The organism is Candidatus Bathyarchaeota archaeon (assembly GCA_018396705.1).
Classification (GTDB): Archaea; Thermoproteota; Bathyarchaeia; order Bathyarchaeales; family Bathycorpusculaceae; genus DRVP01.
Genome location: JAGTQZ010000009.1, coordinates 22191 through 48004, shown reverse-complemented (window position 1 = coordinate 48004; position 25814 = coordinate 22191). Strand labels below are relative to the sequence as shown.

Here is a 25814-nt window from a genome sequence, read left to right as displayed (position 1 = left end):
TTTAAATCCTCCGCTTTCAGATAAAACCAAGCTTTTCTGCTTCCTTAGTTAGCTGCTCTCTGAAATCTGGATGCGCTATTTTGATGAGTTCTTGGGCTCTTTCTTTAACGCTTTTGCCTTTTAGTTTGGCTGCACCGTATTCCGTGACCACATACATCGTGTTTGTCCTTTGCGTTGTCACCGCGCTTCCGAGTCTTAACATAGGAACTATTCTAGAGGCCAATTGATTAGTTTTTTTATCAAAATATGTTGATGGTAATGCAATAATTGAAATACTTGAAGGCCAGCCTATTGGTGGCATAGCTTTCGGAGAACGATAAGAGGGGGCATAAGTCCAAGCAGATTGCCCCCCAACCCCTGAAAACTCCATAGGCCCAATAGATTCAGCGTTGACTTGTCCTGTCAAATCAACTTCTAGAGCTGAATTTATGGAAACTACCTTATGATTTAGGGCTATTACCACTATGTCATTAACGAAGTCAGACGGATATCCAGCTACCATTGGATTATGATCTAACCAATCATACATTTTCCTACTTCCCAAGGCGAATGTATGTACAATCTTCCCAGGCAAGAAACTTTTCTTCCTACCAGTTATTATACCTGCTTCTGCGAGCCTGAATATACCTTCGCTTAACATTTCCGAGTGTACCCCTAAGTCTTTAGCACCCATTTCCTCCAGCATCCTACAGACCGCATCAGGAAGCCCCCCTATGCCAATTTGCAATGTCAGACCGTCAAGCGGTTTTGGCAAAATATTAAGAATATTTTCGGCTATCTTATTCTCTATATCTGATGGAGGCCGTATCGGTAATTCAAAAATTTTGTCCTCATGGTTTTCTATAATATAATCGACTTCAGAGACATGTATGCATTCATCGTAACCTCCTGGAACCCAAGGAAAGCTTTCATTCACCTCAACAATTTTTATCTTTGCCGACTCGAACATTGCCCTGCTGTAAGTAATGTCTGTGGAAAAGTTGAAGAAACCTCTCTTATCCATCGGTGTTACGGTTTTAATGGCTACATCAACCTTTAGATAGCCCTCTCTAAACAAATGCGGGTACTGTCCCAACTGTCCTGGCCAATAATAGACTTTTGGTCTTCCACGTAAAAATTCGCTTAAAAATCCTGTATATACTGAAAAGACCCTCCCCTCTTTGTCTTTTTCGAGACATTTTAGTGGTTTAAGCGGTATCTCAAGCCATAATTTAATATCCTCCAGCTCTGACAACCTTTCAGCTAAAGCTTTTTCGAAAAGCCATCCGATAGCAGAAAGGTTACCCATTCCTAGCCACATGCCGGGCGTTATTAGCTTTGCAACGTCTTCAGGTGATCTCAATTTTTTCTTGTACTCTTCTTTTGGATCCATCTTAAATCAACTCTTCTCATTTCATTTTATTTTTTAATATAACATCATAACACCATGATTATAAAATCTTATAACACTTTTAAAAATTGTGTATGAAACGAAGACTTGATTATGGCTAAGTTAACATCTCTGCTAAGTAACTCAAACGACTTAAGAAGCTAATAGCAAAAGCTATATACGAACATTAAATTAATAAGTTGAAATACAGAATGTTAGAACTTTTAGGAGGAAGACAAAATGAAAAGATTGGAGGGAATGGTTGTTGTTGTCACCGGAGGTGCCAGTGGTATTGGAAAGGCAACCGCTATTAGATGTGCCAGCGAAGGGGCAAAAGTAGCTGTTTGCGATGTGCAAGATGGACTTGGGGGAGAAGTTGTTAAAGACCTGCGCGGAAAAAATCTTGTAGCTAAATATTACCACATGGATGTTAGTAAAGAAAAGGACGTCAAAGAAGTCTTTAAGCGGATAGTATCGGATTTAGGTTTAATACAGGGTTTAGTTAATAACGCAGGAATCATTGACCCCGCAAATGACACGAGGTTAGTTCATGAAGGTAAGCCGGAAGTGTGGGAAAAAATTTTACGTGTGAATCTTATGGGTGTCCTTTTGTGCACTAAATATGCTCTGCCATACATGATTGAGTCCGGTAAAGGCTCAATTGTTAATCTATCGTCGGTTGCAGCGTGTGTAGCTCTCCCTGGTGTAGGATATACTGCCAGCAAAGGAGCCTTGCTTTCCGTTACGAGGTTATTTGCAGTGGATTACGCCAAGTACAACATAAGGGTAAACTCTATTTCTCCCGGCTTCGTTAATACACCACTCCTACAATCAATTTGGAAGGAAACTCCTGAGCATGCAGAAAAATTGCGACAATCAGTACCATTGAATAGGTTAGCTACGGCTGATGAAATAGCGTCGGTTATCGCGTTTTTATTGTCCGACGACGCTTCACACATAACTGGAATAAACATCGTTGTTGACGGGGGGTTCACGGCCCAGTAAAACTCAAATCGTTGAGAAATGTTGAAATTTTCTTTCTGTTTTTTATTGTATTTTTTAATATCTCTTACCTCAAAAAACGCAAGACTTAAATAAACAGAATTTGATACATCTCAGCTACCTTGAGGGAAAATATGAAAAATAAACAAAAATATAACATGTCTTACTTAGAGATGTTTGATAAACTTAACTTAGAGAGAAAGCCGGTTGGTGTAAAATTTTCGTATTTGAAGCCGGAAGGTTTCAAACAGCTAAGCAAAGAATTAAAACTCTGCGAGTGTCTAGGTGAAGCGCAAAAAACAGGTCAGCCGTTTTACATAGGGAAGGAAAATGAGGATTGCTATGGTAAAAAAGTTCTAGGAATGGAGAGTTTTCCACCCTTCGCTGAAAGCGGTCTAATAGGACCTGAATTAAAGATTTTTCAAGACCCGCGGGCTAATGCAAGACTTTATTTCTACGTTCCATTTTTAAAGCCTGGTACTGTTAATTACGTAGTATTTTCCCCAATTGATAAGTTAACATTTAACCCTGACCTATTGATGGTTACCGCTAACATTAGTCAAGCAGAATTAATCTTGAGAGCTATGAGCTACTCAACAGGGGAGCCGTGGGTTTCTAAACACTCGTTTGTTTTGGGATGTGCTTGGCTTTTTGCCTATCCATACATTAGCGGAAAAGTCAACTATATAGTAAGTGGAATGACTTTCGGTTCCAAGGTGTTGAAAGAACCTCCAGAAGGTTACATTATAATATCTATTCCCCACGATTGGATACCGGTTATCGCCAGAAACTTGCAGGAAATGACATGGTTCCTTCCATCATACGAAGGAAAGGAAACTCACTCAAAAATATTCGAAGAGATACTTAAGAAATTCGATCGAACTACTTAAGAAAAACATATGATTCACCAGCACTCAAAAACTCTTGACTTGAAACATTCATTGTTTTTTCTTTACTCACTATTGGTGTTTTATTTTAAGTTTTTCTGAAGATCAGGTGACGTAGGTCAAGGGCATTCTTCATAGACTGTTTTGTACGTAGTTAATTTCTTAACTAATCAAACGTAGTTTTTACAACGGATGGTTTAGCCCAACAATTCTGGTGTTACATGTTTCATTAAGATTATAGCAACGACCTTGACATTTTTAACTTACCCTAAAGACCAAGGTAATTAATTGTTTTTATACGGAAGGTTTATCAACGGATTCTGGCGAATTGGAAAAGAAATACGGTTGACTGTTTAATTTGGTTTAAGGCTGGTGAGTTTGCCGAGAAAGATCTTGGATAAGTTGGATAGGCTTTCCGCAAAAACGATAGCTAAATATGGAGTGTATTTAACGGCTGTTGTGTTGTTTTTTGCTTTGATTTTGGTTCCGCCTATTTTGGGCATAATAATTAAGTGGGGAGCTATGGAAGAAATTTTTGGCAATGCAGAACTTTTGGCTGGTGCGTTAAATGCCGTGAAGAATTCTTTTGTTGTAGCTGTGCTCGTATCGGCTTTAGATGTTGCTGCCGGAATCCCGATGGCTTGGCTTATAGCTCGCAGCAAATCTAAATGGATAAACGTTCTAGACACGCTTGCCGATGTTCCATTCATAGTACCGACTGCAGTGCTGGGCTATTCACTTCTTCTTTTTTGGCATAATCCTAAGATGGTCTCGGAGATCTTTTGGGGGCCGTTGATCTCACCGGGCGTTTTTCTTGTAGCTTTGCTTCATTTCACGTTCTCCTATCCAGTTGTTGTAAGAGTGATTGTGGGTGCACTGCTGGACTATAAGATTGAGTATGAGCAAGCCGCAAGAACATTAGGCGCACCACCACTCACAACGGCGAGAACCGTTACGCTTGGGATCATAAAGCCTTCACTAATTGCAGCCTTTATCCTAGCCTTTGCAAGGTCTATTTCCGAAACTGGAGCCACCATGATGGTTGCCGGAGCTTTTGAAAACGGTCCAATATTTATCCAAAAAACAAAGGACACTTATGTAGGAGCCACGGTGTTCGTAAGCCTAATCCTCATAGTTTTCTCATGTCTAATTTTTGCGGTGATACGTGTTCTTGGCGGTAGGTTAAAGTTGCCAATTAAAAGTGCTTGGCCAACTGTGGAAAGGAAGTTAAGCTATTCAACTGCAACCTTGACTAGAAACAGTATAACACTTTTTGTCTTTTTTGCGGTTGTTTTGGCTCCTTCACTTTTCGCGGCTCTTCCAGCTTTTGAAGCGCTTTCAACCAATATCTTTCATGAGGCTTTGTCCCGTGTTAATCCGTGGGACGATTATTGGCAAAGTCTCGTTTTGTCATATTCTCTTGGGGCAACCGTAACCGTTTTAAACGTTTTCATGGGTTTGCCCATGGCCATAATTGTGGCAAGGAAACGTCTTGGACGCTTTTCATCAGTCTTAAACGTTTTAGTTGACATTCCAATAATTGTCCCGTCTGTAGCGCTCGGCGTGTCTTTGCGGTTCTTTTGGAAGGAGACATTAGCGTTCATATCCGACGTCTGGCTTCTTGTTTTTGCACATCTAGCCATTACATATCCATACTTTATCAGATCTATGGCAGCAGCTATTGAAAGGATAAGCATGGAGCTGGAAGAGGCCTCAAGAACCTTGGGAGCTAAACCATTATGTGTCTTTAGGACAATAGTGTTCCCTTTAACTAAATATTCGATGTTTTCAGGCGCCATAATGGTTTTCACAAGAAGCGTAAGCGAAACAGGTGCCACTTTGGCGGTTACCGAGCTCAGGACAGCTCCGGTTATTTTGGTTGATTGGGTTAAGACATGGATGAAATCTGGCAGCTTTGTTAAATTTTTAGAAATTGGTTTAGGATGCGGTTTCTTAATATTAATCTCCTTCATAATCTTATTGGCATTAAGGCTTGTCGTAAGGGGTAAGGGAAGGTACTGAAATGCCAGATGTGCGCCTAGTAAATGTCACTAAAAGGTTCGGTAAAATAGTGGCGGTAGACAACGTCAGCCTCCACATTAAGGACCGAGAGTATTTCTCCATTTTGGGACCTAGCGGATGTGGAAAAACAACATTGCTCAGGCTTATCGCCGGCTTGATCGAGCCGGATGAGGGCGAAATATACATTGGTGATAGGCTTGTAAATAACGTTCCACCAGAAGACCGTGACATAGGCTTTGTTTTCCAAACGTTCGCATTGTTCCCTCATATGAATGCTTGGGAAAACGTTACCTATGGCCCACGGGTGAAAGGTTTTGACATGAAAAAGGCTGAGAGAATAGGCCATGAAGTCTTGGAGATGGTTAAGCTTCACGAGCGGTTAGATGCTTTCCCCCACGAGTTAAGCGGCGGCATGATGCAGAGAATAGCTGTTGCAAGAGCGCTGGCCGCCGGTGCAAAACTGCTGTTGTTAGACGAGCCTTTGGGACATTTGGACGCGAAGGTCAGAAACGAGCTTAGGTATGAAATTAGGCGTATGGCGAAAGACTTGGAGTTAACCGCTATACATGTAACCCATGACCAGTCAGAGGCTATGGCAATATCTGACAGAATAGCCATAATGAAGAAAGGAAAAGTCTTGCAGGTTGGCACGCCTCAAGAGCTTTACATGAACCCGAAAAGTATTTTCGTAGCCCATTTTATTGGAGGAGCAAACTTCCTTGAAGGCTTCATCGCAGAAGCCGCTGATAAAATGGCAACCATTGAACTTCGAGGTGGAGTGAAAGTTCAAGTGTTGAATAGGGGCTTGAATAAAGGTGAAAGGGTGGTTTTAGCTGTAAGGCCGGAAGTATTCATCCTTGAGAGACGCAGAAGCCGAAGTGTAAACTCCATTCTTGGGTTAGTTGAAAGGGTTGCTTTTGAAGGTACTAATGTTCGGTATGAAATTAGACTTGAAAATCAAGATTTGATTGTGGCTGTTATGCCTTCCCTTTCATGTGAATGGTTTAACGTTGGAGAGAAGGTTACTGTAAGTTTTCAGCCGGAAAACGTTCACGTATTTGCTTATCCAGAAATTGGATTACGGGAGGAGACAGCTGTTGAGTGATTTAGTAAAATGGTTTGAGAAAAGACGTGAAACAAAAGCCTTAGCAATAATCCAGCGACATTTAGCCCTGACCACAAGTATAGTTGAAGACCTAGATAAAGCTGTTGCAGCAGCTGTAAAAAAGGATGTAAAAGAAATGCGTGCATGCATCGAAAGAATAACAAGCAATGAAAGGGAAGCCGATGTCTTGAGAAGAAAAGTTATGGACGAAGTTTCGAAGGGTGAACTCCCACCTACAGCTAGAGAAGACATAATGCATTTAGTTAAAAGGGTGGACATGGTTGCGGACTGGAGCAGGGAATCCACGAGAGTTTTGAGCGTATTACCTATGGAAGATGTTCCCGAGTCCATCAAAGGAGAAATTATGGAGATGGCTAAAGGCGTGAAAGAATGTGCAATTTTATTACAGAAATGCGTAAATAAGATAATCACAAAGCCAGAAGAGGCGTTGCAAGCTGCAGACGCTGTGGAAAGGGGGGAGGAAAAGGTAGACGATTTGCATGAGAAAGCACGGATGCTTCTTGGAAAGGAAAACCTTTCAAAAGCTGGAGTAGCCGTTTTAATCGGGCAGCTCTTTGAAGCTTTGGAAATGATTGCCGATTCATGTGAAAATGCATGCGATCAAGTTCGAGTTATAGTGGTTAGAAAATAATGGAGGTGCCTATGAAATGGGTGATATCCGAATAGATATATCCGAATTAAAGGTTGAAGGCGATGAGTTAGTAAAAGAGCTAGCTGACTTCCTCAATGAAAGAACCGGCATCGAAACAGAGAAGACACCAAACGAAATAATCTTGAAAACTGGCGAGAAAGGCGTGTCAAAACAGTATTTGCGAGTGCTCTTGCGGAAATTCCTACATAAATCGGAGCTTAAAGACCATTTTAGAGTAATAAGCGGCAAAGAAAACAGCTTAATAATAAAGGGTAGAAGAACCTCTGAAATGAAAGAATAAGACGTTATTTCTCCTTTTTGTTGGTTTCATTTTTCTTTTTAGTTAAGTTTTCCTGCACCTTGAAAACGTAGTGTCTCGCTAAATAGACGTTCTTATAAGCGTCTGACAACTCTCCTTTTCCAATAGACTCTTCTGCCTCACTAATCAAACCTTTAACTTTTAGCATGACTTGATCCATTTGAATACTTTTAACCTCCGGGTTGGACTTAGCAATTGACACGTTATGTCCATTTCCAAGGGTTATAGAAAACAAAAACAATGCATATTCAAGTTCCGCGGCGACATGCCAAACACTGTTTGAAAAGGCGTTTTCATCTTTGTTTCTTAAGGATAGTATGGAATTGTCTAAGTAGCTTATCGCGGATTTCAAGGCCTTTGATATTTTGTCAATGGAGGACATCTTCCCCAGCCCGGTTTGTTGCACAGTTTTACAGCTCAACTTTTTATCTGTTTCGTCTAAAAGTTAGCTACAAGTCTCCCTTTGCAACGAAGATTATTCCCAGAAGCACTAAGGCTGTTCCCAAGACAAAGAGCGGTGCGGGCAATTCGCCGAATAATACCACGCCAAGGGCTGTGGCACCTATAGGTTCAAGCAAGGCCATAGTAGCTGTTTCAAAGGACTTCAAATTGGAAAGGGACGAAAAATACAGCGTATGTGCTACAGTGGTTGGAAGGATGCCTAAACCGAGCAGTGGAAGAATAACTCCGACCTCTGCCGGGAACATTAGTGTTTTACTTGCAACCGTCGAGCCTAATAGACCTACAACAATTGACGCAAATAAGTATATGGGAAGCATTATCGGCAATATCGCCTTCTGCTCTCTTATTTTTCTGCCATAGTTTAGATAGATGGCCTCCACAAAAGCAGCTAAAACAGCTTCTAAATCGCCTTTTGCAGTTGAAGAAAACCCAACTAAAGTCTCATCTAAGCTGGTGGCGTATTCAGCGTATGCAATAATGAATGCCCCAACAACAGATACAGCTATTCCAACGGCCACTAGACGGGAGGGCTTCAAGTTGAAAAGAAAAGACGAAATGAAAACTGAGAAAATTGGTGCCGTGTTAACAAGGACCGTGGCGTTAAGAATCGTTGTATGTTTAACGGCTGATATAAAGAAAATAAAGTGAAGCCCAAGCAAAAGCCCCAAGGCAAAAAATTCCTTTAAATTTTTCAGTCCGTAATCTTTTAAGCCGGAAAACTTCCTAGAAGATAGCAATATTGCCGCTAGAATGCAACAAGCGATCACCAAACGCCAGAAAGCTATGGAAAAAACGTCTAAATTTTGAAGAAATCGTATAAAAACCGCCGCTGTACCGAAGAGGGTACCTGCAACCACACCTTCTATTAGGGCTAGTTTTCGCGTCCGCGTTTTCAAAGACATAAATCCATTTTCTGCATTCGAATTGAAAAATTTTCCTTATCAACTCGCTCCATTCAATTCTTCGAAAAGTTCTTAAAACATTCATTCACAAGAAGAATGCAAGGTTACATGAAGGGATCTTGTTGAAAATTGTTAGGTACCGACACAGGAAGCATGAAGGCTACGGTGCTCTAATTGAAGAAAGCAAAGTGATATCTTTACGAGCTTGGCAAGATGTCTAAAAACGAGGGTGGCTACAACACTGGAGGAATTTATAATATCGGGCGACCTTGAAAAGGCGGAAAGAATAATTTTAGAGGCTTCACGAAACGTTGTCAATAAAGCCTCTTTACCAATAAATGAGGTGAAGCTTCTTGCGCCTATAACAAACCCGCCTAAAATCATCTGCCTTGGACTAAATTATAGGGACCATGCAGCTGAACAAAATGCAATGATACCGGATGAACCGATAATTTTTTAAACCCCCGCACCGCAATAGTGGGACCTAATGATGAGATTGTCAAACCAAAGTTTGTAAAACAGCTTGACTATGAAGCTGAATTAGCCTTAATAGTTGGGAAAAAGGCTAAAAATGTTTCCGTCTCGGAGGCTAAACACTACATTTTCGGGTACACAATTTTAAACGATGTTTCAGCATGAGACATCCAGTTTAAAGATAAACAGTGGACAAGGGGTAAAAGCTTCGACACACCTTTGCCCCGATAGGTCCATGCATCCTGACCCGAGAGCAGATGGGTGACCCCCTTAAACCTTTATATTCGCACATGGGTTAACAGTGAGTTACGGCAGAACTCTACAACCAAAAATATGGTTTTCAGTGTTTATGAAGTGCTTCACCATTTAAGTAAAGTGATGACCTTAGAGCCATGCGACATTATTGCGACAGGCACACCAGCGGGTGTTGGTTTTGCCATGAAGCCAGAACCCAAATTCTTGCATGCAAGCGACGTCGTAAAAATAGAAATTGAGAAGATAGGCATTTTAGAGAACATGGTTATTGAGGAATAATTCTAAAGGCTGTCTGCTACTTTTCTACAGAAACCGTGCTTTCGCCAGCTTCTTTTTCAACTCTTATAACATGTTCAGCTTTTTCCGCAAAGGCTTCACTGTGAGTTACAGCGATTATCTGCTCTATGGCTTTAAACCGCGATATAGCTTCAGCCAAGCGATCTATGGAACCATCTTCTCTTCCAAGACTTTCGGTCGGTTCATCAAGTAATAGTAGGCTTAATCCATGCCCGGTTTTGGACTGCATTATTAACTGCCCCAAGCCAAGGCGATATGCAAAAGCTATCAATGTGCGTTCTCCACCTGAAAGGTTTGAAACTTCCCTTTCGACGCCGCTTTCGCTTAACACATAAGGTGTGTAAGTTTCGTCGATCATAACGTTTATTGGGGAGCCTTCTCCACCAACTAGGCTGTCTAAAATTTGCTGGACAAGGTTTTTCAGTACTTTTACAAACTCGCTTCTGAGCTTTGGCTGAATACTTCTATAGGCATCGCGGATGCTGCCTATGACGCTGACAATTTTGTTCAAATTCTCTATTTTTTCCAGCTTTTTCTGAGCTTGATCAATTCGCTCTTTAATGTCGTCTAAGCGTTTCAACAAGTCGCTTTTACGGTTCTCCATCGTTTGCAGTTCAGACTTAAGCAAATAGTAGTTTTGGAAGACTTTGTCTCTATATTTTTTAGCGTTTTCAAGATCTGAAATGTCGAATCGAGTAATTTCAAAGCGGACTCTTTCAAGATGAGCTCGCAGTTCCATCTCCATTTTCTGTTTTTCTTCAAACTCTCTTGAAAGTTCAGTCAAAGCTTTTGATTCTTCATTTATGCGGTTTTTAAGCTCCTCGATTCTTGGCATTAAGCTCTGAAGATTCGTGATGGCTACGCTGGCTTTTTCCTTCAACTGTTGCAGTTCCATTATTTCCTTTTGAAGCTGGCTTATGGTCCTTTGTCTCTCACTGTTTTCTTGCTGGATTCTCTGGATTAGGCTGTTCTTATATTCGCTGGTTAAGGGCTGCAAGCATAATGGGCAGCGATTTTCGGTTGAAAGGGATGAAAGCCGCCTTTGGTCTGCCTGCATACTTCTAAGAGCGGCTTCCTGTTCGGCTTTTAGGTCAGCAATTTGACTGTCAAACGTTAGCAGATACTGCCTTAAGACCTCAAGGGGCTGATCTGCCGGCACTCCAACTTCTTTCAGTCTATCCCTTTGAGTTTGAATTTGAGTTTCCATGGAGTTAAGGCGTTGCTTCAGGTTTTCGATTATGGCTTTTTTGCCTTCAATTTTTTCGGCAGCCGCTGCCAAAGAATCTTCTAGGCTGGCTAGTTGAGCTTGAATTTGAGCTTCTTTTCGCTTATGTTCCTCTATGGACACTCTTAGCTCTTCAAGCCTTTTAAGCCTTAAATCAGCCTCTTCAAAGATTTTTCTGACTTCTTCAAGTCTTCTTGAAGCGCTTTGGATGTCAATTTCTAGACGTGTGAACTCTTCAGCTAGACGCGTGTACTCGGCGTTAAGCTTTTCTAAGCCAACAACATCGGGGTCTTTTTCGTAAACCTTCTTTTCCGCTTCGTATTCTTTTTGGTAAGCGGCGATGTTGCTCCAAGCTGTTTCGTAGTCTGAAAGCCCAAATAGTTCGTCTAGGCGTCTTTGGCGGTCTCTCGGCGGAGCGTCTATAAGCTCTTTTAAGTGTTCTTGTCTAACCCAGACTATTTCACGGAAAAGTTCCTTGTCAAGTCCGGTTATAGTTTTTAGTTGTTCTGCTACAGCGTCGCTTTTCACACTGGCTATAAGGGTTTCACCCTCAAAAAACTTCAATTCATCAAAGTCTTGGCTTATGCCTTTTCCACGCCTTTTCAGCCCACGTGTTAGAGTGTAGCTTTTGCCATTTTGGGTAAATTGAAGAATAACTTTACCGCTTTCAGCTCCGTCCCTCAGCAGATACTCGTAACTTCTTCCTAGAGGATCCCCGAAAAGGGCGAAGTCAATGGCGTAGAGAATGCTTGATTTTCCACGTCCTAAACCGCCCACGAGGCAGTTGAAGCCTCTTGCAAATGGCACCGTTGTCTTAACGTGGGAGCGTATGTTTTCCAGTTGAACAACTTCTATCTTCATTCTATAAGTTCCTCCAAAATCTGTCGAACACGCTCATCCTGTTTTTTCGTCAACGGCTCAATGAGATTAACGGCGGCGCGGGCTATTTTCTCCGCTTTTTCCGGTCCATAGCGCTCAGCGAAAACCTGCACGAAATATTCGAAACTCTTCGTTTTCAAGTCCTTAATCTCACTTTCGAATATGGAGCGAACGACGGTTTCTGGAACCTCACTTTCACGGAGCAAAACAACTGGGTGGACAAGCAACGCTTTTTCAGCTGCACTTCTAATCTGGGCAACGTCGACATCGGCACGGCTTGCTTCTGCTGGAAGAACACCCTTCAATACTGGAACAAGGATGGCACCATCTTGGTCAGCGCTTTTCACGAGTTGAACAGTAAGCTCGGTGATTTTCGAAGCTGTAAAACCAGTGAAATCTTGTTCTAAAACGATAAATTTGCGGGGAGACTCAAGCTTAATAAATTGTGGAGAAGCCTCGCCTTTCTCGTTTACTTCAACATAATAGAAGCCCTTTTCGTTTTTAGCCTCATCATAGTTTATGGTTTCTGTGCTGCCTGGATAAGCCAGCAGACCACTCTTAAACTTGCCTAGATAGGGCGCATGCACGTGTCCAGCGGCGTAATAGTTGAAACCGTCCGGTATGAGTTCCGGCGACGCTTCAGCCTCAATATAGGGTGGGCTAACCTCCGGAATCTCTAGAGCCATATGGAACACGAAAATGTTGAAAAGCGACTGGTCTGGCACCGGCTTGTTTTTCTCCATAAAAGCGGGAAGCATCTCTTCAGTTTTACGGCGAGTCCTAAAGTTCGGCACTCCATAAATGTAGCAGCATTCTGGCATCCGCCAACAAGCCCCTTCATGTCTTGGAAGAAAGTGGATCAAGCCAGCACTATCCAACGGGTTTAGAATCGTGCTTGTTACAATGTTTGGCGCTGAATCATGGGAACCATCCACCACCAACACTGGAATACCAGCATCCCGCAGCCTACTAAAGTTTTTAACAGCGCTTTCTAACGTGACATTAGAGGGCCGCGCGTTGTGGAAGAGATCTCCAGCAATAATCATGAACGTTGGCTTTAACTCCAACGTTTTGTCTACAAGTTCGCTGAAAACTTTGTCAAAGTCTTCTCTTCTAGCTTCTAGTCCATACTGGGAATAGCCTAAATGCAAGTCCGCAGAGTGGACAAAGCTGAAAGCCTTCAAATAGATTTCACCTCAACAGTCCTTAACTATAACCTACAATAGCTACAAACCCTATTAACGTTTAATCGACAATGAACAGAAACATATAATACAAAGTGACGGTTTCAAGCAACAGACAAGGCGTCCATAATGAACTGCCAGAAATGCGGCAAAGAAACGTTCCTACCCTTTAGATGTCCCTACTGTGGGGGATACTATTGTACAGAACACCGCTTGCCGGAAAACCACAACTGTCAAGGACTAGAGTTTGCCCGCTCACCATCAAGAAAAGAGACGCTAGTGCCAACGCTACCGCAAACCCCAACAATTCAAAGTTCATATGAATATACTGTAACGTACATCCCAGCTAAACAGAAAAGGAAGCTTTCCTTCAGCGGTAAAGAGACCACCCATCTCGTCGTTGCCGCACTGCTTGTTTTGGGCGTAGGATTATCCTTAGGTGTTTCGCCCCGAATCTATGCAGAACTCAAAAGCCCAGTTATGCTATTTTTTTTCGCATTAATCGTGGCTGCCTCGTTCCTAGCCCACGAGTTGGCCCACAAAATTGTCGCACAAAAAGAAGGGTTGTGGGCTGAGTTTAGGCTAATATTTATGGGTTTAATTTTAACAGTCATATCCATTATTTCTCCACTCTTCAAAATTATATCTCCTGGAGCAGTCGTCATTTTCGGGTTTGCGGACAGAAAAAGTGTTGGAAAAATATCTATAGCCGGGCCGTCCACCAATTTAGCATTGTCAGCCGGGCTTATTGCACTGTATTTTATACTTCAACATGGGATCTTAATGTATGCTGCTGCCTTTAACGCTTGGATAGCCCTCTTTAATTTAATTCCGTTTGGAGTTTTAGATGGTTACAAGATCTTCAGGTGGAACAAAAGCGTCTGGACGCTGTCGTTCATGTTAAGCTTAGCCCTAACAATAACAACTTTCCCACATTTGTAGAAGCCTACTAGACGAGCTCTATTGTGATGTGAACCTCTTCTGGAACACGAATTCGCATAATCCTTCTCATAGCGCGTTCTTCAGCATCAATATCTATTAAGCGCTTGTGAATGCGCAACTCCCATTTATCCCATGTGGATGTTCCCTCGCCGCACGGTGATTTTAAAACTGGAACTTTAAGCCTTTTGGTCGGAAGCGGAACAGGCCCAACCATTTTTACCCCTGTCTTTTCAGCTATACTTTTCAGTTCCTGACATACTTCTTCAAGTTTCTTATAGTCCGTACTCGTTAAGCGTATGCGCGCTTTTCTAACCATATCCTGTCATTCACGCCTCAGTTCCAAATATATTTCTCGGTGGGATACCTTTAGACACCAAAGCACAAATAAAAACTTATCGAAGATAACATCACATAAACATATACAATGCACTAAGGGTAGTAAATGGACAGCCGTCAACGGGATGAGCCATAATGTTAAAGGTTAAAGGAGTTCTAATAGATTTGGACGGAACAATCGTTGATTCAAGAGAAGCCTACACCGAAGCCCTAAAAATAGCATGCAAAACGCTGGGAATTAAAAACTTTAATCCAGTCATCGCGTTAGAAATTCCAAGAAGGCTTGAGCAAAATCAGCCCATAAAAGATTTGATATATGAAATCAACGTCGAAAAGTTTCTAGACACTTACTTGAAGACATATTATTCAATAACGGAATATAAAACAAAACTGTTGCCTAATGTTTCGAAAACACTTAAGGAACTTTCTAAAAGGACGAAGCTTGCGCTGCTTACAATGCGCCGCGTCCCAAAGGAAAACATATGGAAGGAACTGGAAAAATTTGGCATAGCCAAACACTTCCACTGCATAGTAACAGCTTTAGACACGCCTTTTCCAAAGCCTTCACCTAAGGCTATAGTGGCGTGCGCTGAAAAACTATGTGTCAAAATAGGTGAATGCGCCGTTGTAGGCGACTCGGTCAGCGATGTAAAAGCCGGGAAAAATGCTGGAGCCAAGACTGTGGCTGTTCTATCCGGAATATTTTCAAGAGAAGAGTTGGCGAGGGAAAATCCAGACTTAATTATTGCAGACTTGAATGAACTGCTGAGAGTTTTGGGCTAACTCAAAATATTACGAAACAGATAATATAGCTAGAAATTACTTAAGAATGTTATAGAAGTAATCATAAATAAAGCTTAATTAAAACTTTAGAGCAATAATATCTCGGAGAGGGCTTCGAAAAACAATGAATTTCATCGAAATACTGATAGCTGAAAAACTTAAAAACAAAAACCCAATGTTAGATGTTTATGGAGCTGACCGCAAAGTTCTCCAAATAGCCTGCCAAGACTTGACAAATTACCTAAAGGTACACTGGGACTTGATAGGCAAAGAAGCAAATGAATGCGAGTTAGCAGACAAACTGGAAGAATTTTACCAGAAGGAGCCGAGCCAGCTTGAAGAATTCATTAATCTGTGGATCGGCATATGGTTCAAGAAATGGAGCGAAAGAGTAAAACTACTCATAGGCAACGAAGACTCCAAAAAGTGGGATAAAATGACAAAGATCTTAAACAACGCAGAGCCCTTGTGGAGAAAAATACCAAACCGCAAAGAAATGCAGGAAATTGTAATTGCCACACTAATAAAGAACGGTGAAATCTGTGGCACCTCAATACTCTCTGAAAACATATTAAAAATGGAATTAGGTGAAAACAAGAAAAAATACACCACCGAAGAAGAGCGGACAATGAATATTCTAAACAACGCGCTGCGTAGGGCTAGAGAGTTAACTAGAAGCAAGGGACCGTTAATTTTCGTTAGAATCGATAAAGGATACTTTAACAACTTTTAAAAAAGGCAATATGATTTCTCAGCGGATTCTACCTCTGTTAAGGTTTTTAGTCTGCCAAGAATATCTCCTGATGGTTGTTGTTTCACCATAGCCGCATGCAGCACAACGCCTCTTTGATACGTTATAGGCTCTTCTTCCGCAGCGTCTGCAGCGTATATGTAGGGTTTTACCGGTTCGTTTTCCAAAGGAGGGTGTTCCCTTTCCCAAGAGGCTTTCACCTTGGAGGTGGAGAAATCAAAACAACGTTATCTCCGCGGACTATTATTAGACCAAGCTTTTTAACGTTTTCAGCGTCTGTTGTATCCTCTGTCTCTTCAAGGACGAGGTTTAAGTGTTGATCAAAACCTTTCAGTCTTCCTCTGAGGCTTTTTCCGCCCTTTAATTTTACAAGCACGATTTTTCCAAGATTCTGCTCAAGGATTTCGGTTGTCATCTCACTCATTTGAAAGGCCCCACGCCTAAACAGTTTACTCTTTTATACTTAAACTTATACCATTTAAATCTATCTAAGAAAGAAGCGAAAAACCATGTCTAAAGGATATAAAAGACATTTCTTGAAGGTAAAAGAAGTTAAGACTCTGCTGGAAGAGGCGTCAAAAAAGCTGAAAATAGAATTAGACAAGATTTTAAGTCCAGAAGCAAAGGTAGAATTGATTAAAACAAGTTTCGGCGAAACTTTCCTCATAAATGGTAAGCCATGTCTTTTCAAGCTTGGACAAAACCTATATCCTACTCTCCTTTTTGAGGAAGCCCTCGCTCTGATGCCAAAAGTCGTCGTGGACATGGGGGCAATCAGCCATATATGCAACGGTGCTGACGTTATGGCTCCTGGCATAATTAGCTTTGAAGGTGCCTTCAATAAAGGCGATTTAGTTGTGGTGGTTGATGAAAAGTACAGTAAGCCGCTTGTTATCGGAGAAATCCTCTACAAGGACGATGAAACTGTTAATATAAAGCGGGGTGTCGTTGTCAAAAACATACACTTTGTTGGCGACAAAATATGGAAAACTCTCAAAGAGATGAGCTGAATCTATCGCTAACTGCAAATTAATATTTCAGATTCATAAACTTCTTAATAGCCAATCCATATCCTAAATCAGAAAAGTAGCTAAGTGAAGAAACACTTAAACTATTGAAGGGTGTAAAAATAAACAGAGAGGAGAGAATTGCCAAGTTTAAGTGAACTGTTCCGCAGATATAAACGAGAAGAAAAAGAGGTGGAACGCAAAGCTGAGGAGATGAAAAGCGCGCTTGGCAAAACTTTTTTGAAGGCCATGCCTCTCCGCGACTTGTCCGACCTAGACACTGTTAAAAATGAAGTGCGCTCCGGAAACATTTTAATCCTTAGGATAACTCCCCTTGCAAACAAAAGCATTGAAGATGTTAAGCGAGCAGTTAATGAATTATGCGAATTTGTAGAATCACTGGGTGGAGATATTGCCCGTTTAGGCGAAGAACGGGTTGTTGTTTGTCCTCCAAATATTAAAATTTGGAGAGAAAAGCAGCAAGTGGCAAGTGAACCAATGCCTACAGCAGCCTAAAGGTTTCCATAACAGAAGGTGTAATGACAGGTATACTGCACTTTTTCTCAATGAAACTTGCTATGCTGGCTATTTTCGCTTTTTCTCCATGACACACAATAACCCTTTCAGGTCTGGGCTTCAGTTGAGTCACATAGTTTATTATTTGCCGTCTGTCTGAGTGCCCCGAAAAACCTTCAATGGATTCAACACGCATTTTCACCTTTACAACCGACATTTTGCCTTCGCTGTCCATCATGGTAACCTCGTTTATGCCCTTTTGGACCCTTCTTCCAAGCGTGCCTTCAATCTGGTAGCTTACAAAAATTATCACGTTTCTTTCATCTTCGGCTAATCCCTTAAAGTACTCTATTACAGGGCCTCCTTCAAGCATTCCTGAAGTGGCCATTATTATACATGGTTCACCGTCAATGATGTTTTGTCTTACGCTTGGATGTTCAACCACAGTGAAGTAGTCTGACTCGAAGGGGTTAACTTCATCGTGAAGTATGCTGTTACGCACTTCCCGCCCAAGATACTCGGGGTAGGCTGTGTGAATGGCTGTCGCCTCGGAAATCATGCCCTCAATAAATACTGGAGCCTCTTTCATAAGCCCACGTTTCATGTAACCGTCAAGAATCAACATTATTTCCTGCGCTCTGCCCACAGCTGGGACAGGAATTAAGACTTTACCCTTTTTTTCTAAGGTTTCATTTATAATTCTTGTGAGACGTTCCTCAGCTTCGGTTCTTGAGGGCATAACATCCTCTGTACCGCCGTAAGTGCTTTCGGTTATAAAGGTTTCAACCCTCGGGAACTCTGCTGTTGCTGGTTCCAAAAGCATGGTTCTTGCATATTTGTAGTCGCCTGTGTAAACTATGTTATGTAAGCCTTCACCAATGTGTAAGTGAATAATCGAAGAGCCTAAAATGTGTCCAGCGTTATGCAATGTTAGACGCACGTCTGGAGCTATGTCTGTTACAACGCCATATCTTAGTGGAACCGTGTGCAGCACGCATTCCCGTACGTCTTTCTGGTCGTAGGGCGGTATAATGCCTTGTTTGCTGGCAACGTCCAGATAATCAAGTTGAAGAAGCGTCATTAGGCTTGACGTTGGAGCAGAACAGTAAACTGGACCGTCATAACCGTATTTGAAAAGGAAAGGCACTAGACCGCAGTGGTCTAGGTGGGCGTGACTTATGACAACAGCATCCAGGGAGTCTATCTCGAAAGCAGGATGATCGAGTCTTGGAAAAGCCTCGAAGGGCTTTGACGAACCTGGGTTGATGCCGCAGTCTAAAAGTATGTTGCTTTCCCTCGTCTGCACTAAAAATGCGGATCTGCCGACTTCCTGCACTCCGCCCAAGGGTGTTATTCGGACATCGCCGACTTCGAAGGCTTTAGGTCTGAAAATTCTTTCGCCGAAAGTACGCAGAATTCTTTCCCGTTCTTTGCTTTCAGCGTGGAGGTAATGGCGCATGTTAGCTATAATCTTTGAACGAAGAGGTGGGCTTCTTAAAACGTGGGGGCGCCACTTCGTCTTCTTGATGATTTCCTGGAGAACCACGCCATTTTTGCCTATAACCATTCCAGGCTTTTTGGCTTCAATTATTATTTCTCCAAGGCTTGGGTCGAAATTTATGTCCGTAACTTCAGCCTCAGGCGGGATTATTTCGCGGGCTATTTTTTCCGCTTCTCTTTCAGGCAGCCTTACAGAGGGGTCGGAGCGAACAACAATCCGCTTTCTTATTACGCTTACTATGTCAGTGATTAGGCTGGTTTGTTCAACGAGAATTTCAGGTTTTTTGGCGTAGATAGCCAGCATTGGACCTTCATATTCCACTCTTGTAACTTCTGCTTCCTTTGGAACATGTTCGAGGATGTATTGGCTTATTTCGATTTTCTCTTTTTCAGAGCTGCGTGCCAATTTCTATTTCCCTACTTTGCAAGAAGCCCTTTTTTCTCCCCTTCTGTCAATTCTCTGAAACCTTTAGCGTCTATAACTGCCACGTTAAAGCTGTCTCCGCTAGCAGCGTCTCGTTTCATGGCGGAGTCAACGGCTTTCACAACTATCGGTAAAGCTTCTTCCACAGTCATTCCGTCTCTAAACTTGTCTTCCAAGACACCGTAGGCTATTGGTGAACCGGAGCCTGTAGCGACACATTTTTCTTCGGTTAGACTGCCGAAGGGGTCTAGTGAGAATACATGCGGGCCTGTGTCATCCACCCCTCCAACCAGGACTTGGGTGACTAGGGGTATGTATCTAGCTGAAAACAGAAGGTTTGCCACAAGTCTTGCGGCTGAGCTTACTGGAATCGGGCGTCCCATGTTAAGTTTGTAAAGCTGAGCGTTGGCGGTTAAAATATCCACTGTTCTCTGGGCATCAGCCACCGTCCCAGCTATTGTAATGGCTAGATGGTCGTCTATTTTGTAAATCTTTTTTCCATGTTTATGCGCCACGTAGAACCCCATGGTCACACGTGTGTCTGAAGCCAGAATCACACCGTCCCTGCAGACAACACCTACCGTTGTTGTGCCTTTCAATATTAATTTATCAACCATATTGTTGGCCATTGCCGTTTCTCCTAAAATTTAATACACCACCAAATTACTTCTCAAGGAAGTAGCATCTGTAATCATGCACGTGAGGCTTATTAACATTACGCTTCAAAAACAAGGATAGCTTAAATAGGACAGAGAGAATGCTCAAAAGAGTTTTAAGGATATAAGCTATTGAGGTTAATTAGAACATGCACAGCGTCCGTAGTGATTAGCTTGTCCTTAAAACACCATTGGATGCAGCTTCCAAGAGAGGTTATTGTTGGAGAAGGGGTAATAGAGTGGACGGCTGAAATCTTTCAAAGACTTGGATTTACAGAGTCCGCCTTGATAATCACTGGTTTAAAAACCGGGGAGCTTGCCGGCGAAACCGTCAAAGCAATATTAGAAGGTGAAGGCTTAAAGGTTGAAACATTAAAAGTTGAGACTGCAACCATCTGGAGTGTTAAGGCTGTTGAAGAGAAAATCAAAGCATTAAAACCTCAGGTGGTTTTGGGGGTTGGCGGAGGAACAAAAATCGATATAGCAAAACTGAGTTCTGCGCGTCAAGGAATACCCTTCATAAGCGTCCCAACAACAGTATCCCACGATGGTATTGCAAGCCCCCTATCCTCCATCAAAGGGCTAGATAAACCATATTCAGTTATGGCCCAGGCACCCACAGCCATCATAGCAGACACAAACATTATTATGCAGGCGCCACACCGGCTTGTTGCAAGCGGTTGTGGAGACGTTATTGCTAAATTCACAGCCGTCAGGGACTGGAAATTGGCACGAGAAGAGGTCGGCGAATATTATGGGGAGTATGCTGCAAGCCTCGCCTTGATGAGCGCAGAACTTGTGATGCAAAACGCAAAATTGATTAAACCTAAAAACGGAGAGGGGTTACGTGTGCTTTTGGAAGCCTTAATAAGCTGCGGTGTTGCCATGAGCATTGCTGGCAGCAGTCGCCCATGCAGCGGCTCAGAACATCTGTTTAGCCACGCCCTTGACATGATCAAGCCTAACAGTTCTATGCATGGAGAACGCTGCGGTGTCGGCACAATAATGATGGCGTACCTACATGGAGCAGATTGGAAGCAGATCAAAAGAACACTTCAAACAGTAGGTGCGCCTACAAATGCTAAGGAATTAGGCTTAACCGAAAATGAGGTTGTGAAAGCCTTGTTTATGGCCCCTTCGGTAAGGCCGGAACGCTACACGATCTTAAGCAAGCTGAAACTAAGCTTGGAAGAATGTAGAAAGATAGCTGAGCAAACGGAAGTCATTTAAGTTTAATTCTCTTCTTCCGTTTTGGCTTCTGCCGCTGCTGTTTTGAAAGTTTCTGTGAATTTAACAGCTGCAATTTCTGGGAAAAATCTTTGGATGTCCAAGGCTATGCCTCTTTTCGCCAATTGTATTCCTTCAATGTAGAAAGCTTCTTCAGGCATTTCTATAATAACAGTTTTGGCTTTCACTGCGAATTTGAATTTTTCCACCTCTACAGACGGTATTCTACGGTGTATAAGCGCAGCAATCTTCTCTTCTTGGGTTTCAAGCTTTTTCTTAACCGTAACTTCATAGACAAGGGTTTTTCCAGCTAACGGTGGGTTAAAATCCAGTAAAACTCTTCCAGCACCTATAGCCCTCACAGTTGCCATTTTTCCATCATATTCAAGACGCATGCCAAGGGCGGGCGTTATTCCTTTCGCAGTTAACTGTCTCAACGGAACCCGTTTAACCTTATCCGGGTCTCTGGGACCGAAGGCCTTTTCCGGAGGTATTTCGATAGTGGCTGATTTTTCAATTTCCATGGACGGGAGACTTTCATCTAAAGCTTTTAGAACCCAGCCTTCACCCACAACCACCAATCTTGGCTCGTATATTTCACCCTCTTTGTAGAGGTGTTCCTTTTTGGCTACCTCTTCTATTGTGGTGTCGAAGACTTCGCCTGTCTCCTTAACTTTTGCAATATAATCTATCAGTATGAAGTCTCCTTTTTGTAAGGCCATGTTTACACCATCTTCATGGATATTTGCCAAACTTAGCCTAAAGCCTCAATAAAAGCTTTATCTCGCTAAATCACACTGAACAGCCATATTAAAAGGCTCAAGTTTACCAGCGATGGTGAAAAGCGGTGTCAGACAACAAGCAATTTACTGAGGACGTTAGTCCTAAGGGAATTTATGTGGCTATTTTCCTCCTTGGAATGGTTAGCCTTTTAGGAGACGTTGTTTATGAGGGTTCACGGGGACTTGTGCCGGACTATCTAGCTTTTCTTGGCGCTTCAGCTTTCATCATAGTTTTCATTGGTCGTTTCGGAGAGTTCTTAGGCTATGCTTTGAGACTTGTAAGCGGTGTGCTTGCCGACATCTCCAAGACCTACTGGGCTTTCATATTTTTGGGCTATGGACTTATAGTGGCGATTCCGCTTTTGGGATTTACAAACATATGGTGGATAGCCATAATTCTTGTTTTACTTGAACGTGTCGGAAAGGCGGTTAGGGCTCCTGCCAGAGACGCAGTATTATCCGTTGTCAGCAGAGGCGTTGGAGCTGGAAAAGCCTTCGGGATTCATGAACTTCTCGATCAAGTAGGAGCTGTTTTAGGCCCTTTAATTGTTGCGGCTTTAATGTTTTACAGTGGAAACAATTACAGTCAAACATTTGGTTTTCTGCTCGCTCCATTCATCATGCTTATAGCTTTTCTAACATTCACCTATCGGAAAATAGGTTTGATTCAACCGGCTGTCATTGGGGAAGCGAAAGGAAAAGGTAAACTTGGAAAAGCCTTCTACATTTACACTTCAGCTGTCGTTTTAAACACTGTTGGCCTTATTCCATATGAGCTTATACTCCTTAAGGCTTCGGGAATCCTTCAACCAGTGAACATGCAGTGGGTGATCCCTCTACTGTACATGTTAATACAAGGAATAGATGCGCCTGCAGCTTTTTTGGCTGGGTATTCCTATGACAAGTACAAAATCAAAGTTTTAGTTTTGCCTTTTATCCTTTCAGTGCTCCCCACATTGTTCGCGCTGGCGAACGCTGAACTAGCCTTCTTAGTTGCTGCTGCAGCGTTTTTCGGTTTAGTTTTGGGCATGCAAGAGTCCATTTACCGCGCTGCCGTCTCAGAATTTGCTCCTATCAGCATTCGGGGTACAGCTTATGGCATTTTCAACACGGCCTACGGGGTTGGCATGCTGGCAAGCGGAGTCATTTATGGTCTATTGGCCGCCTTAACCCCGCCTTATACAGTTGTGGTTCTTTATGTTTTGGCTACACAGGCCGCCGCAGTATTTCTTCTTCTTAAAGCCCATTCGCTGGCGACCTCTGAATTAGAAAGGGTTAAAAACTAAATGGACACCAATTTTCTTTAGGCGAAAAGTTTGGATTTAAACAATGAATCTAAAGTTTTAGATATTCTTGAAAAAGTTAGTAAAAGTGTTGTGAACATTAGCACTGTAAGGCTTGTACAAGACATGTTTTATCAGGTTTTCCCAATCAAGGGCATGGGTTCAGGCACAATAATCGATGGGGAAGGCCATATAATAACCAACAACCATGTGGTTCAAGGCGCGGAGCGTATCGCCGTAACCCTCTGGAACGGCGAGGTATTGAACGGTAAGCTTCTGGGCACGTGTGCAATCCATGATGTAGCAGTCGTTAAAGTTGACAAAAAGGGGCTTGTTTACGCGGAGCTTGGAGACTCTGACAAGCTTAGGATAGGCCAACGCGTATACGCTATAGGTAATCCGTTCGGCTTGGCCGGCGGCCCCACGGTGACTTCAGGCGTTATAAGCGCGTTAAACCGTACGATAGAGTCAAAGAATGAGCTTTTAGAGAACCTTGTTCAAACGGATGCCGCCATAAATCCCGGAAACAGCGGTGGTCCGCTGGTGGACATTGAGGGCAAGGTGGTTGCCATAAACACGGCAATCATTCCATTCGCCCACGGAATAGGGTTCGCCATTCCAATAAACTCAGCGAAAAAGTGCGCCTACGACATAATCGCGAAGGGAACCCACGTTAGACCATGGCTTGGAATAATAGGCTTAAGCCTCTCAAGGGAGATCTCCAGCTACTATGGGATACCGTTGGCAGAAGGCGTGCTCGTAACAAGAGTTGTGGAGGGAAGCCCAGCTTATGAAGCTGGAATAGAGGAGGGCGACATCATATTAGCAATGAACGATGTGCCCATCACACGGATTGAAAAGCTGCTAAGCGAAATTCACAAGCGGGAAGCGGGAGAAAAAGTTAATTTAGTGATCTATCGCAATGGGTTAAAGTACTCTGTCGAAGTGATTTTGGCTAAGGCACCGTAACCCTTGCTCAGAAATTATGTGAAACGTTGTGAGCCTTTGAGCGGAAATTATAAATTTAGAGTTTAATAACTAAGTGTAGGCGTCTCAGATTTAACTAATCCTTGTATATTTAAGGGGGAGATTGATGAGTACACATGCAGAAGAGTTGAAACTGCGTTTAATGACTATTGAGCTCCTTCGAACAGCCAAATATAAAAGGAACATTACATACCGCGAGTTGTCCGCCAAAACAGGCTTACCTGTAACAGTTCTAAGCAGATATGCAAAAGGTCACGTTTTGCCGAACACCGCTCGTGCTAAACAGCTCTGGAAGGTTTTGTCAAAGTTTGTTGGTTTAGAGAACGAGATTAGAAGTCGCATAAAGTTTGACGATGATGGTTATTTTGATAATACCGAGATCATCGGAGATTTTAACATTCTCCAGCAGGCAGCTAACCATGCGCTTGCAAATTTTGCTGGAAAACGCGTGACTAAGGTGTTTACAGCAGCTGTAGACGGCATTCCGCTGGCAACCATGGTGGCAAACGCTTTAAGCGTAAACCTCGTCATAGCCAAGAGAAGCAAAGAAGTAGGTGTGAAAGAGTTTCTTGAGGAAACCTTTGCGCTTAAGGATTCAGGTGTTACAATCACACTTTATGTTCCAAAGGACGCCATCAAAAAACGGGACAGCGTCCTAATAGTCGACGACATGATCAAGACTGGTGAAACCCAAGCAGCCCTTGTAAACCTTGTGCGCAAAGCCAAAGCTGAAGTTTCAGGGGTTTTCTCTCTTATAGCGGTTGGAGACGAATGGAGAAAAAAACTGAAACTGCCAGAGGACTGTCCGGTGGAGGTTGTAACTTACATTAAGCAACTTTAGGGTTTAAACATTCCACTTTGACTGGACAAGCGCTGCATTTTGCCCTTTTACAATAGTTTTTTCCCAAACGCAGAAGAGCTGTTTCAAAATTCACAAAAGAATTGTCTGGAGCAGCATTTTCACTCCAAAACTCTTCAAGCTGTTGCAAAACGCTTTTAGACGATTTTTCATCTACAACGCCAAGGTTTTTAGCTGCCAAAACAACTGGGCTTGTAGGGTCCGGTTTAGCTTTACTCCAAACGTTACGAAGCTCTCTTAGGAAAATGCTTACGGTAACGTCTCCAATGCCTTTGCCTAAACTTTTCAGCGCCATTTCTAGCTCTTTTGGATTGCCTGCTTTCTCGTGGAGGACTGTCAATTTACCACCATATCTTTCAATAAGGTTGCGCATAACTTCAAGAAGTTTGTCGGCGGTTTTAAAGTCATAGCGTGTATAACCTCCCTCATCTAAAATCTTAACAAGCCCATTCCAGTTGGTTGCAAGAATCCTTTCCGGAGTTAAAACGTTGTACTTTTCAAAACGCTTGAAAGTCTTTATGACAGATTTTTCGGTTATAGGTGCACCAAAAAGAATTGAAGCCAAAAACCATTTAAAAATTTCCTCCTCTCTGCCACTTTCAAGGTTTATGCCCAAAATTTTAGAGTAACGTTCGCCAAGTTTTTCAACCAGCGTTTGAACAGATTCTTTCTTCAAAGTAAACACTTCCCTAATAAGATTCTATTTAATTGACAAAATTTATACCTA

30 protein-coding genes are annotated in these 25814 nt (G+C 42.4%); 18 read left to right on the top strand and 12 right to left on the bottom strand.

Going from position 1 to position 25814, the window contains the following annotated elements; genetic code table 11:
- Nucleotides 1–16 precede the first annotated feature (16 nt).
- The gene (locus tag KEJ24_08370; protein MBS7647833.1) at nt 17–1372 is read right to left on the bottom strand and encodes a hypothetical protein; all 1356 of its coding nucleotides are present in this window, start codon (nt 1370–1372) and stop codon (nt 17–19) included.
- A gap of 237 nt (nt 1373–1609) precedes the next feature.
- On the opposite strand from KEJ24_08370, the gene KEJ24_08365 reads away from it, so the two are divergent.
- From KEJ24_08365 to KEJ24_08340, 6 genes are all read left to right on the top strand, one after another.
- Nucleotides 1610–2374, top strand: coding sequence for a glucose 1-dehydrogenase (locus tag KEJ24_08365; GenBank protein ID MBS7647832.1), 765 nt, complete (start codon nt 1610–1612; stop codon nt 2372–2374).
- Nucleotides 2375–2493: 119 nt separating this feature from the next.
- Nucleotides 2494–3261 carry a DUF169 domain-containing protein gene (locus KEJ24_08360; GenBank protein MBS7647831.1) on the top strand — a complete coding sequence of 256 codons (768 nt, stop codon included), beginning with the start codon at nt 2494–2496 and terminating at the stop codon, nt 3259–3261.
- Between the two features lie 375 nt (nt 3262–3636).
- Nucleotides 3637–5280 (top strand): iron ABC transporter permease, encoded by a 1644-nt coding sequence (locus KEJ24_08355; GenBank protein MBS7647830.1) that lies wholly within the window; start codon nt 3637–3639, stop codon nt 5278–5280.
- 1 nt (nt 5281) lies between these two features.
- On the top strand, nt 5282–6385 hold the full coding sequence (locus KEJ24_08350; GenBank protein ID MBS7647829.1) for an ABC transporter ATP-binding protein: 1104 nt from the start codon (nt 5282–5284) through the stop codon (nt 6383–6385).
- Entirely contained in the window at nt 6378–7037 is a 660-nt protein-coding gene (locus KEJ24_08345) for a DUF47 family protein (protein MBS7647828.1), read from the top strand. The genes KEJ24_08350 and KEJ24_08345 overlap by 8 nt, the downstream gene beginning before the upstream one ends.
- 16 nt (nt 7038–7053) lie before the next feature.
- The gene (locus KEJ24_08340) at nt 7054–7338 is read left to right on the top strand and encodes a 60S ribosomal protein L22 (protein ID MBS7647827.1); all 285 of its coding nucleotides are present in this window, start codon (nt 7054–7056) and stop codon (nt 7336–7338) included.
- Between the two features lie 4 nt (nt 7339–7342).
- Here the strand turns inward: KEJ24_08340 and KEJ24_08335 are convergent, their stop codons facing one another.
- A complete protein-coding gene (locus tag KEJ24_08335) occupies nt 7343–7738 on the bottom strand; it encodes a hypothetical protein (GenBank protein MBS7647826.1) in 396 nt (131 codons plus the stop codon).
- Between the two features lie 67 nt (nt 7739–7805).
- Entirely contained in the window at nt 7806–8714 is a 909-nt protein-coding gene (locus tag KEJ24_08330) for a DMT family transporter (protein MBS7647825.1), read from the bottom strand.
- A 211-nt stretch (nt 8715–8925) separates the two neighbouring features.
- On the opposite strand from KEJ24_08330, the gene KEJ24_08325 reads away from it, so the two are divergent.
- The 3 genes from KEJ24_08325 (at nt 8926) to KEJ24_08315 (ending at nt 9728) form a co-directional block, all read left to right on the top strand.
- Nucleotides 8926–9180, top strand: a complete 255-nt coding sequence (locus KEJ24_08325; protein MBS7647824.1) for a hypothetical protein — start codon at nt 8926–8928, stop codon at nt 9178–9180.
- 17 nt (nt 9181–9197) lie between these two features.
- A complete protein-coding gene (locus KEJ24_08320; protein MBS7647823.1) occupies nt 9198–9359 on the top strand; it encodes a fumarylacetoacetate hydrolase family protein in 162 nt (53 codons plus the stop codon).
- 96 nt (nt 9360–9455) lie between these two features.
- Nucleotides 9456–9728 (top strand): fumarylacetoacetate hydrolase family protein, encoded by a 273-nt coding sequence (locus tag KEJ24_08315; protein MBS7647822.1) that lies wholly within the window; start codon nt 9456–9458, stop codon nt 9726–9728.
- Nucleotides 9729–9744: 16 nt separating this feature from the next.
- On the opposite strand, the gene KEJ24_08310 is transcribed toward KEJ24_08315, so the two are convergent.
- Nucleotides 9745–11832: an SMC family ATPase gene (locus tag KEJ24_08310; GenBank protein ID MBS7647821.1), complete on the bottom strand. Its 2088-nt coding sequence runs from the start codon at nt 11830–11832 to the stop codon at nt 9745–9747.
- Complete coding sequence (locus KEJ24_08305) at nt 11829–13034, bottom strand: DNA repair exonuclease (protein ID MBS7647820.1); 1206 nt, start codon at nt 13032–13034, stop codon at nt 11829–11831. The genes KEJ24_08310 and KEJ24_08305 overlap by 4 nt, the downstream gene beginning before the upstream one ends.
- A 129-nt stretch (nt 13035–13163) precedes the next feature.
- Between KEJ24_08305 and KEJ24_08300 the strand changes: the two genes are divergently transcribed.
- A complete protein-coding gene (locus tag KEJ24_08300; protein MBS7647819.1) occupies nt 13164–13976 on the top strand; it encodes a hypothetical protein in 813 nt (270 codons plus the stop codon).
- Between the two features lie 7 nt (nt 13977–13983).
- Here the strand turns inward: KEJ24_08300 and rpsJ are convergent, their stop codons facing one another.
- Nucleotides 13984–14292, bottom strand: coding sequence for a 30S ribosomal protein S10 (gene rpsJ / locus KEJ24_08295; protein MBS7647818.1), 309 nt, complete (start codon nt 14290–14292; stop codon nt 13984–13986).
- A gap of 155 nt (nt 14293–14447) precedes the next feature.
- Between rpsJ and KEJ24_08290 the strand changes: the two genes are divergently transcribed.
- Both KEJ24_08290 and KEJ24_08285 read left to right on the top strand, forming a co-directional pair.
- Entirely contained in the window at nt 14448–15095 is a 648-nt protein-coding gene (locus tag KEJ24_08290; protein MBS7647817.1) for an HAD family hydrolase, read from the top strand.
- 124 nt (nt 15096–15219) lie between these two features.
- Entirely contained in the window at nt 15220–15828 is a 609-nt protein-coding gene (locus KEJ24_08285) for a hypothetical protein (protein MBS7647816.1), read from the top strand.
- A gap of 18 nt (nt 15829–15846) precedes the next feature.
- Here KEJ24_08285 and KEJ24_08280 read toward each other — a convergent pair whose 3' ends face one another.
- Nucleotides 15847–16035, bottom strand: a complete 189-nt coding sequence (locus KEJ24_08280) for a 50S ribosomal protein L37e (GenBank protein ID MBS7647815.1) — start codon at nt 16033–16035, stop codon at nt 15847–15849.
- Between the two features lie 7 nt (nt 16036–16042).
- A complete protein-coding gene (locus tag KEJ24_08275) occupies nt 16043–16270 on the bottom strand; it encodes an RNA-binding protein (protein ID MBS7647814.1) in 228 nt (75 codons plus the stop codon).
- An 85-nt stretch (nt 16271–16355) separates the two neighbouring features.
- Between KEJ24_08275 and KEJ24_08270 the strand changes: the two genes are divergently transcribed.
- Together KEJ24_08270 and sepF are read left to right on the top strand one after the other, a co-directional pair.
- Entirely contained in the window at nt 16356–16856 is a 501-nt protein-coding gene (locus tag KEJ24_08270) for a DUF1947 domain-containing protein (GenBank protein MBS7647813.1), read from the top strand.
- 237 nt (nt 16857–17093) lie between these two features.
- Nucleotides 17094–17369, top strand: coding sequence for a cell division protein SepF (gene sepF / locus KEJ24_08265; GenBank protein MBS7647812.1), 276 nt, complete (start codon nt 17094–17096; stop codon nt 17367–17369).
- On the opposite strand, the gene KEJ24_08260 is transcribed toward sepF, so the two are convergent.
- Nucleotides 17356–19275 (bottom strand): beta-CASP ribonuclease aCPSF1, encoded by a 1920-nt coding sequence (locus KEJ24_08260; GenBank protein ID MBS7647811.1) that lies wholly within the window; start codon nt 19273–19275, stop codon nt 17356–17358. The two genes, sepF and KEJ24_08260, sit on opposite strands and share 14 nt — an antisense overlap.
- Before the next feature lie 11 nt (nt 19276–19286).
- A complete protein-coding gene (gene psmB, locus KEJ24_08255; protein ID MBS7647810.1) occupies nt 19287–19910 on the bottom strand; it encodes an archaeal proteasome endopeptidase complex subunit beta in 624 nt (207 codons plus the stop codon).
- A 234-nt stretch (nt 19911–20144) separates the two neighbouring features.
- Here psmB and KEJ24_08250 point away from each other — a divergent pair, with 234 nt between their 5' ends.
- Nucleotides 20145–21179: an NAD(P)-dependent glycerol-1-phosphate dehydrogenase gene (locus KEJ24_08250; GenBank protein MBS7647809.1), complete on the top strand. Its 1035-nt coding sequence runs from the start codon at nt 20145–20147 to the stop codon at nt 21177–21179.
- A 2-nt stretch (nt 21180–21181) separates the two neighbouring features.
- Here the strand turns inward: KEJ24_08250 and KEJ24_08245 are convergent, their stop codons facing one another.
- Nucleotides 21182–21898 (bottom strand): peptidylprolyl isomerase, encoded by a 717-nt coding sequence (locus tag KEJ24_08245; protein ID MBS7647808.1) that lies wholly within the window; start codon nt 21896–21898, stop codon nt 21182–21184.
- Between the two features lie 125 nt (nt 21899–22023).
- On the opposite strand from KEJ24_08245, the gene KEJ24_08240 reads away from it, so the two are divergent.
- The 3 genes from KEJ24_08240 (at nt 22024) to KEJ24_08230 (ending at nt 25069) form a co-directional block, all read left to right on the top strand.
- Complete coding sequence (locus KEJ24_08240; protein MBS7647807.1) at nt 22024–23244, top strand: MFS transporter; 1221 nt, start codon at nt 22024–22026, stop codon at nt 23242–23244.
- 123 nt (nt 23245–23367) lie between these two features.
- Nucleotides 23368–24210 (top strand): trypsin-like peptidase domain-containing protein, encoded by an 843-nt coding sequence (locus tag KEJ24_08235; protein ID MBS7647806.1) that lies wholly within the window; start codon nt 23368–23370, stop codon nt 24208–24210.
- A gap of 124 nt (nt 24211–24334) precedes the next feature.
- Nucleotides 24335–25069 carry a helix-turn-helix domain-containing protein gene (locus KEJ24_08230; GenBank protein ID MBS7647805.1) on the top strand — a complete coding sequence of 245 codons (735 nt, stop codon included), beginning with the start codon at nt 24335–24337 and terminating at the stop codon, nt 25067–25069.
- Here KEJ24_08230 and KEJ24_08225 read toward each other — a convergent pair.
- On the bottom strand, nt 25056–25763 hold the full coding sequence (locus KEJ24_08225; protein ID MBS7647804.1) for a hypothetical protein: 708 nt from the start codon (nt 25761–25763) through the stop codon (nt 25056–25058). The genes KEJ24_08230 and KEJ24_08225 overlap by 14 nt on opposite strands.
- Nucleotides 25764–25814 lie beyond the last annotated feature (51 nt).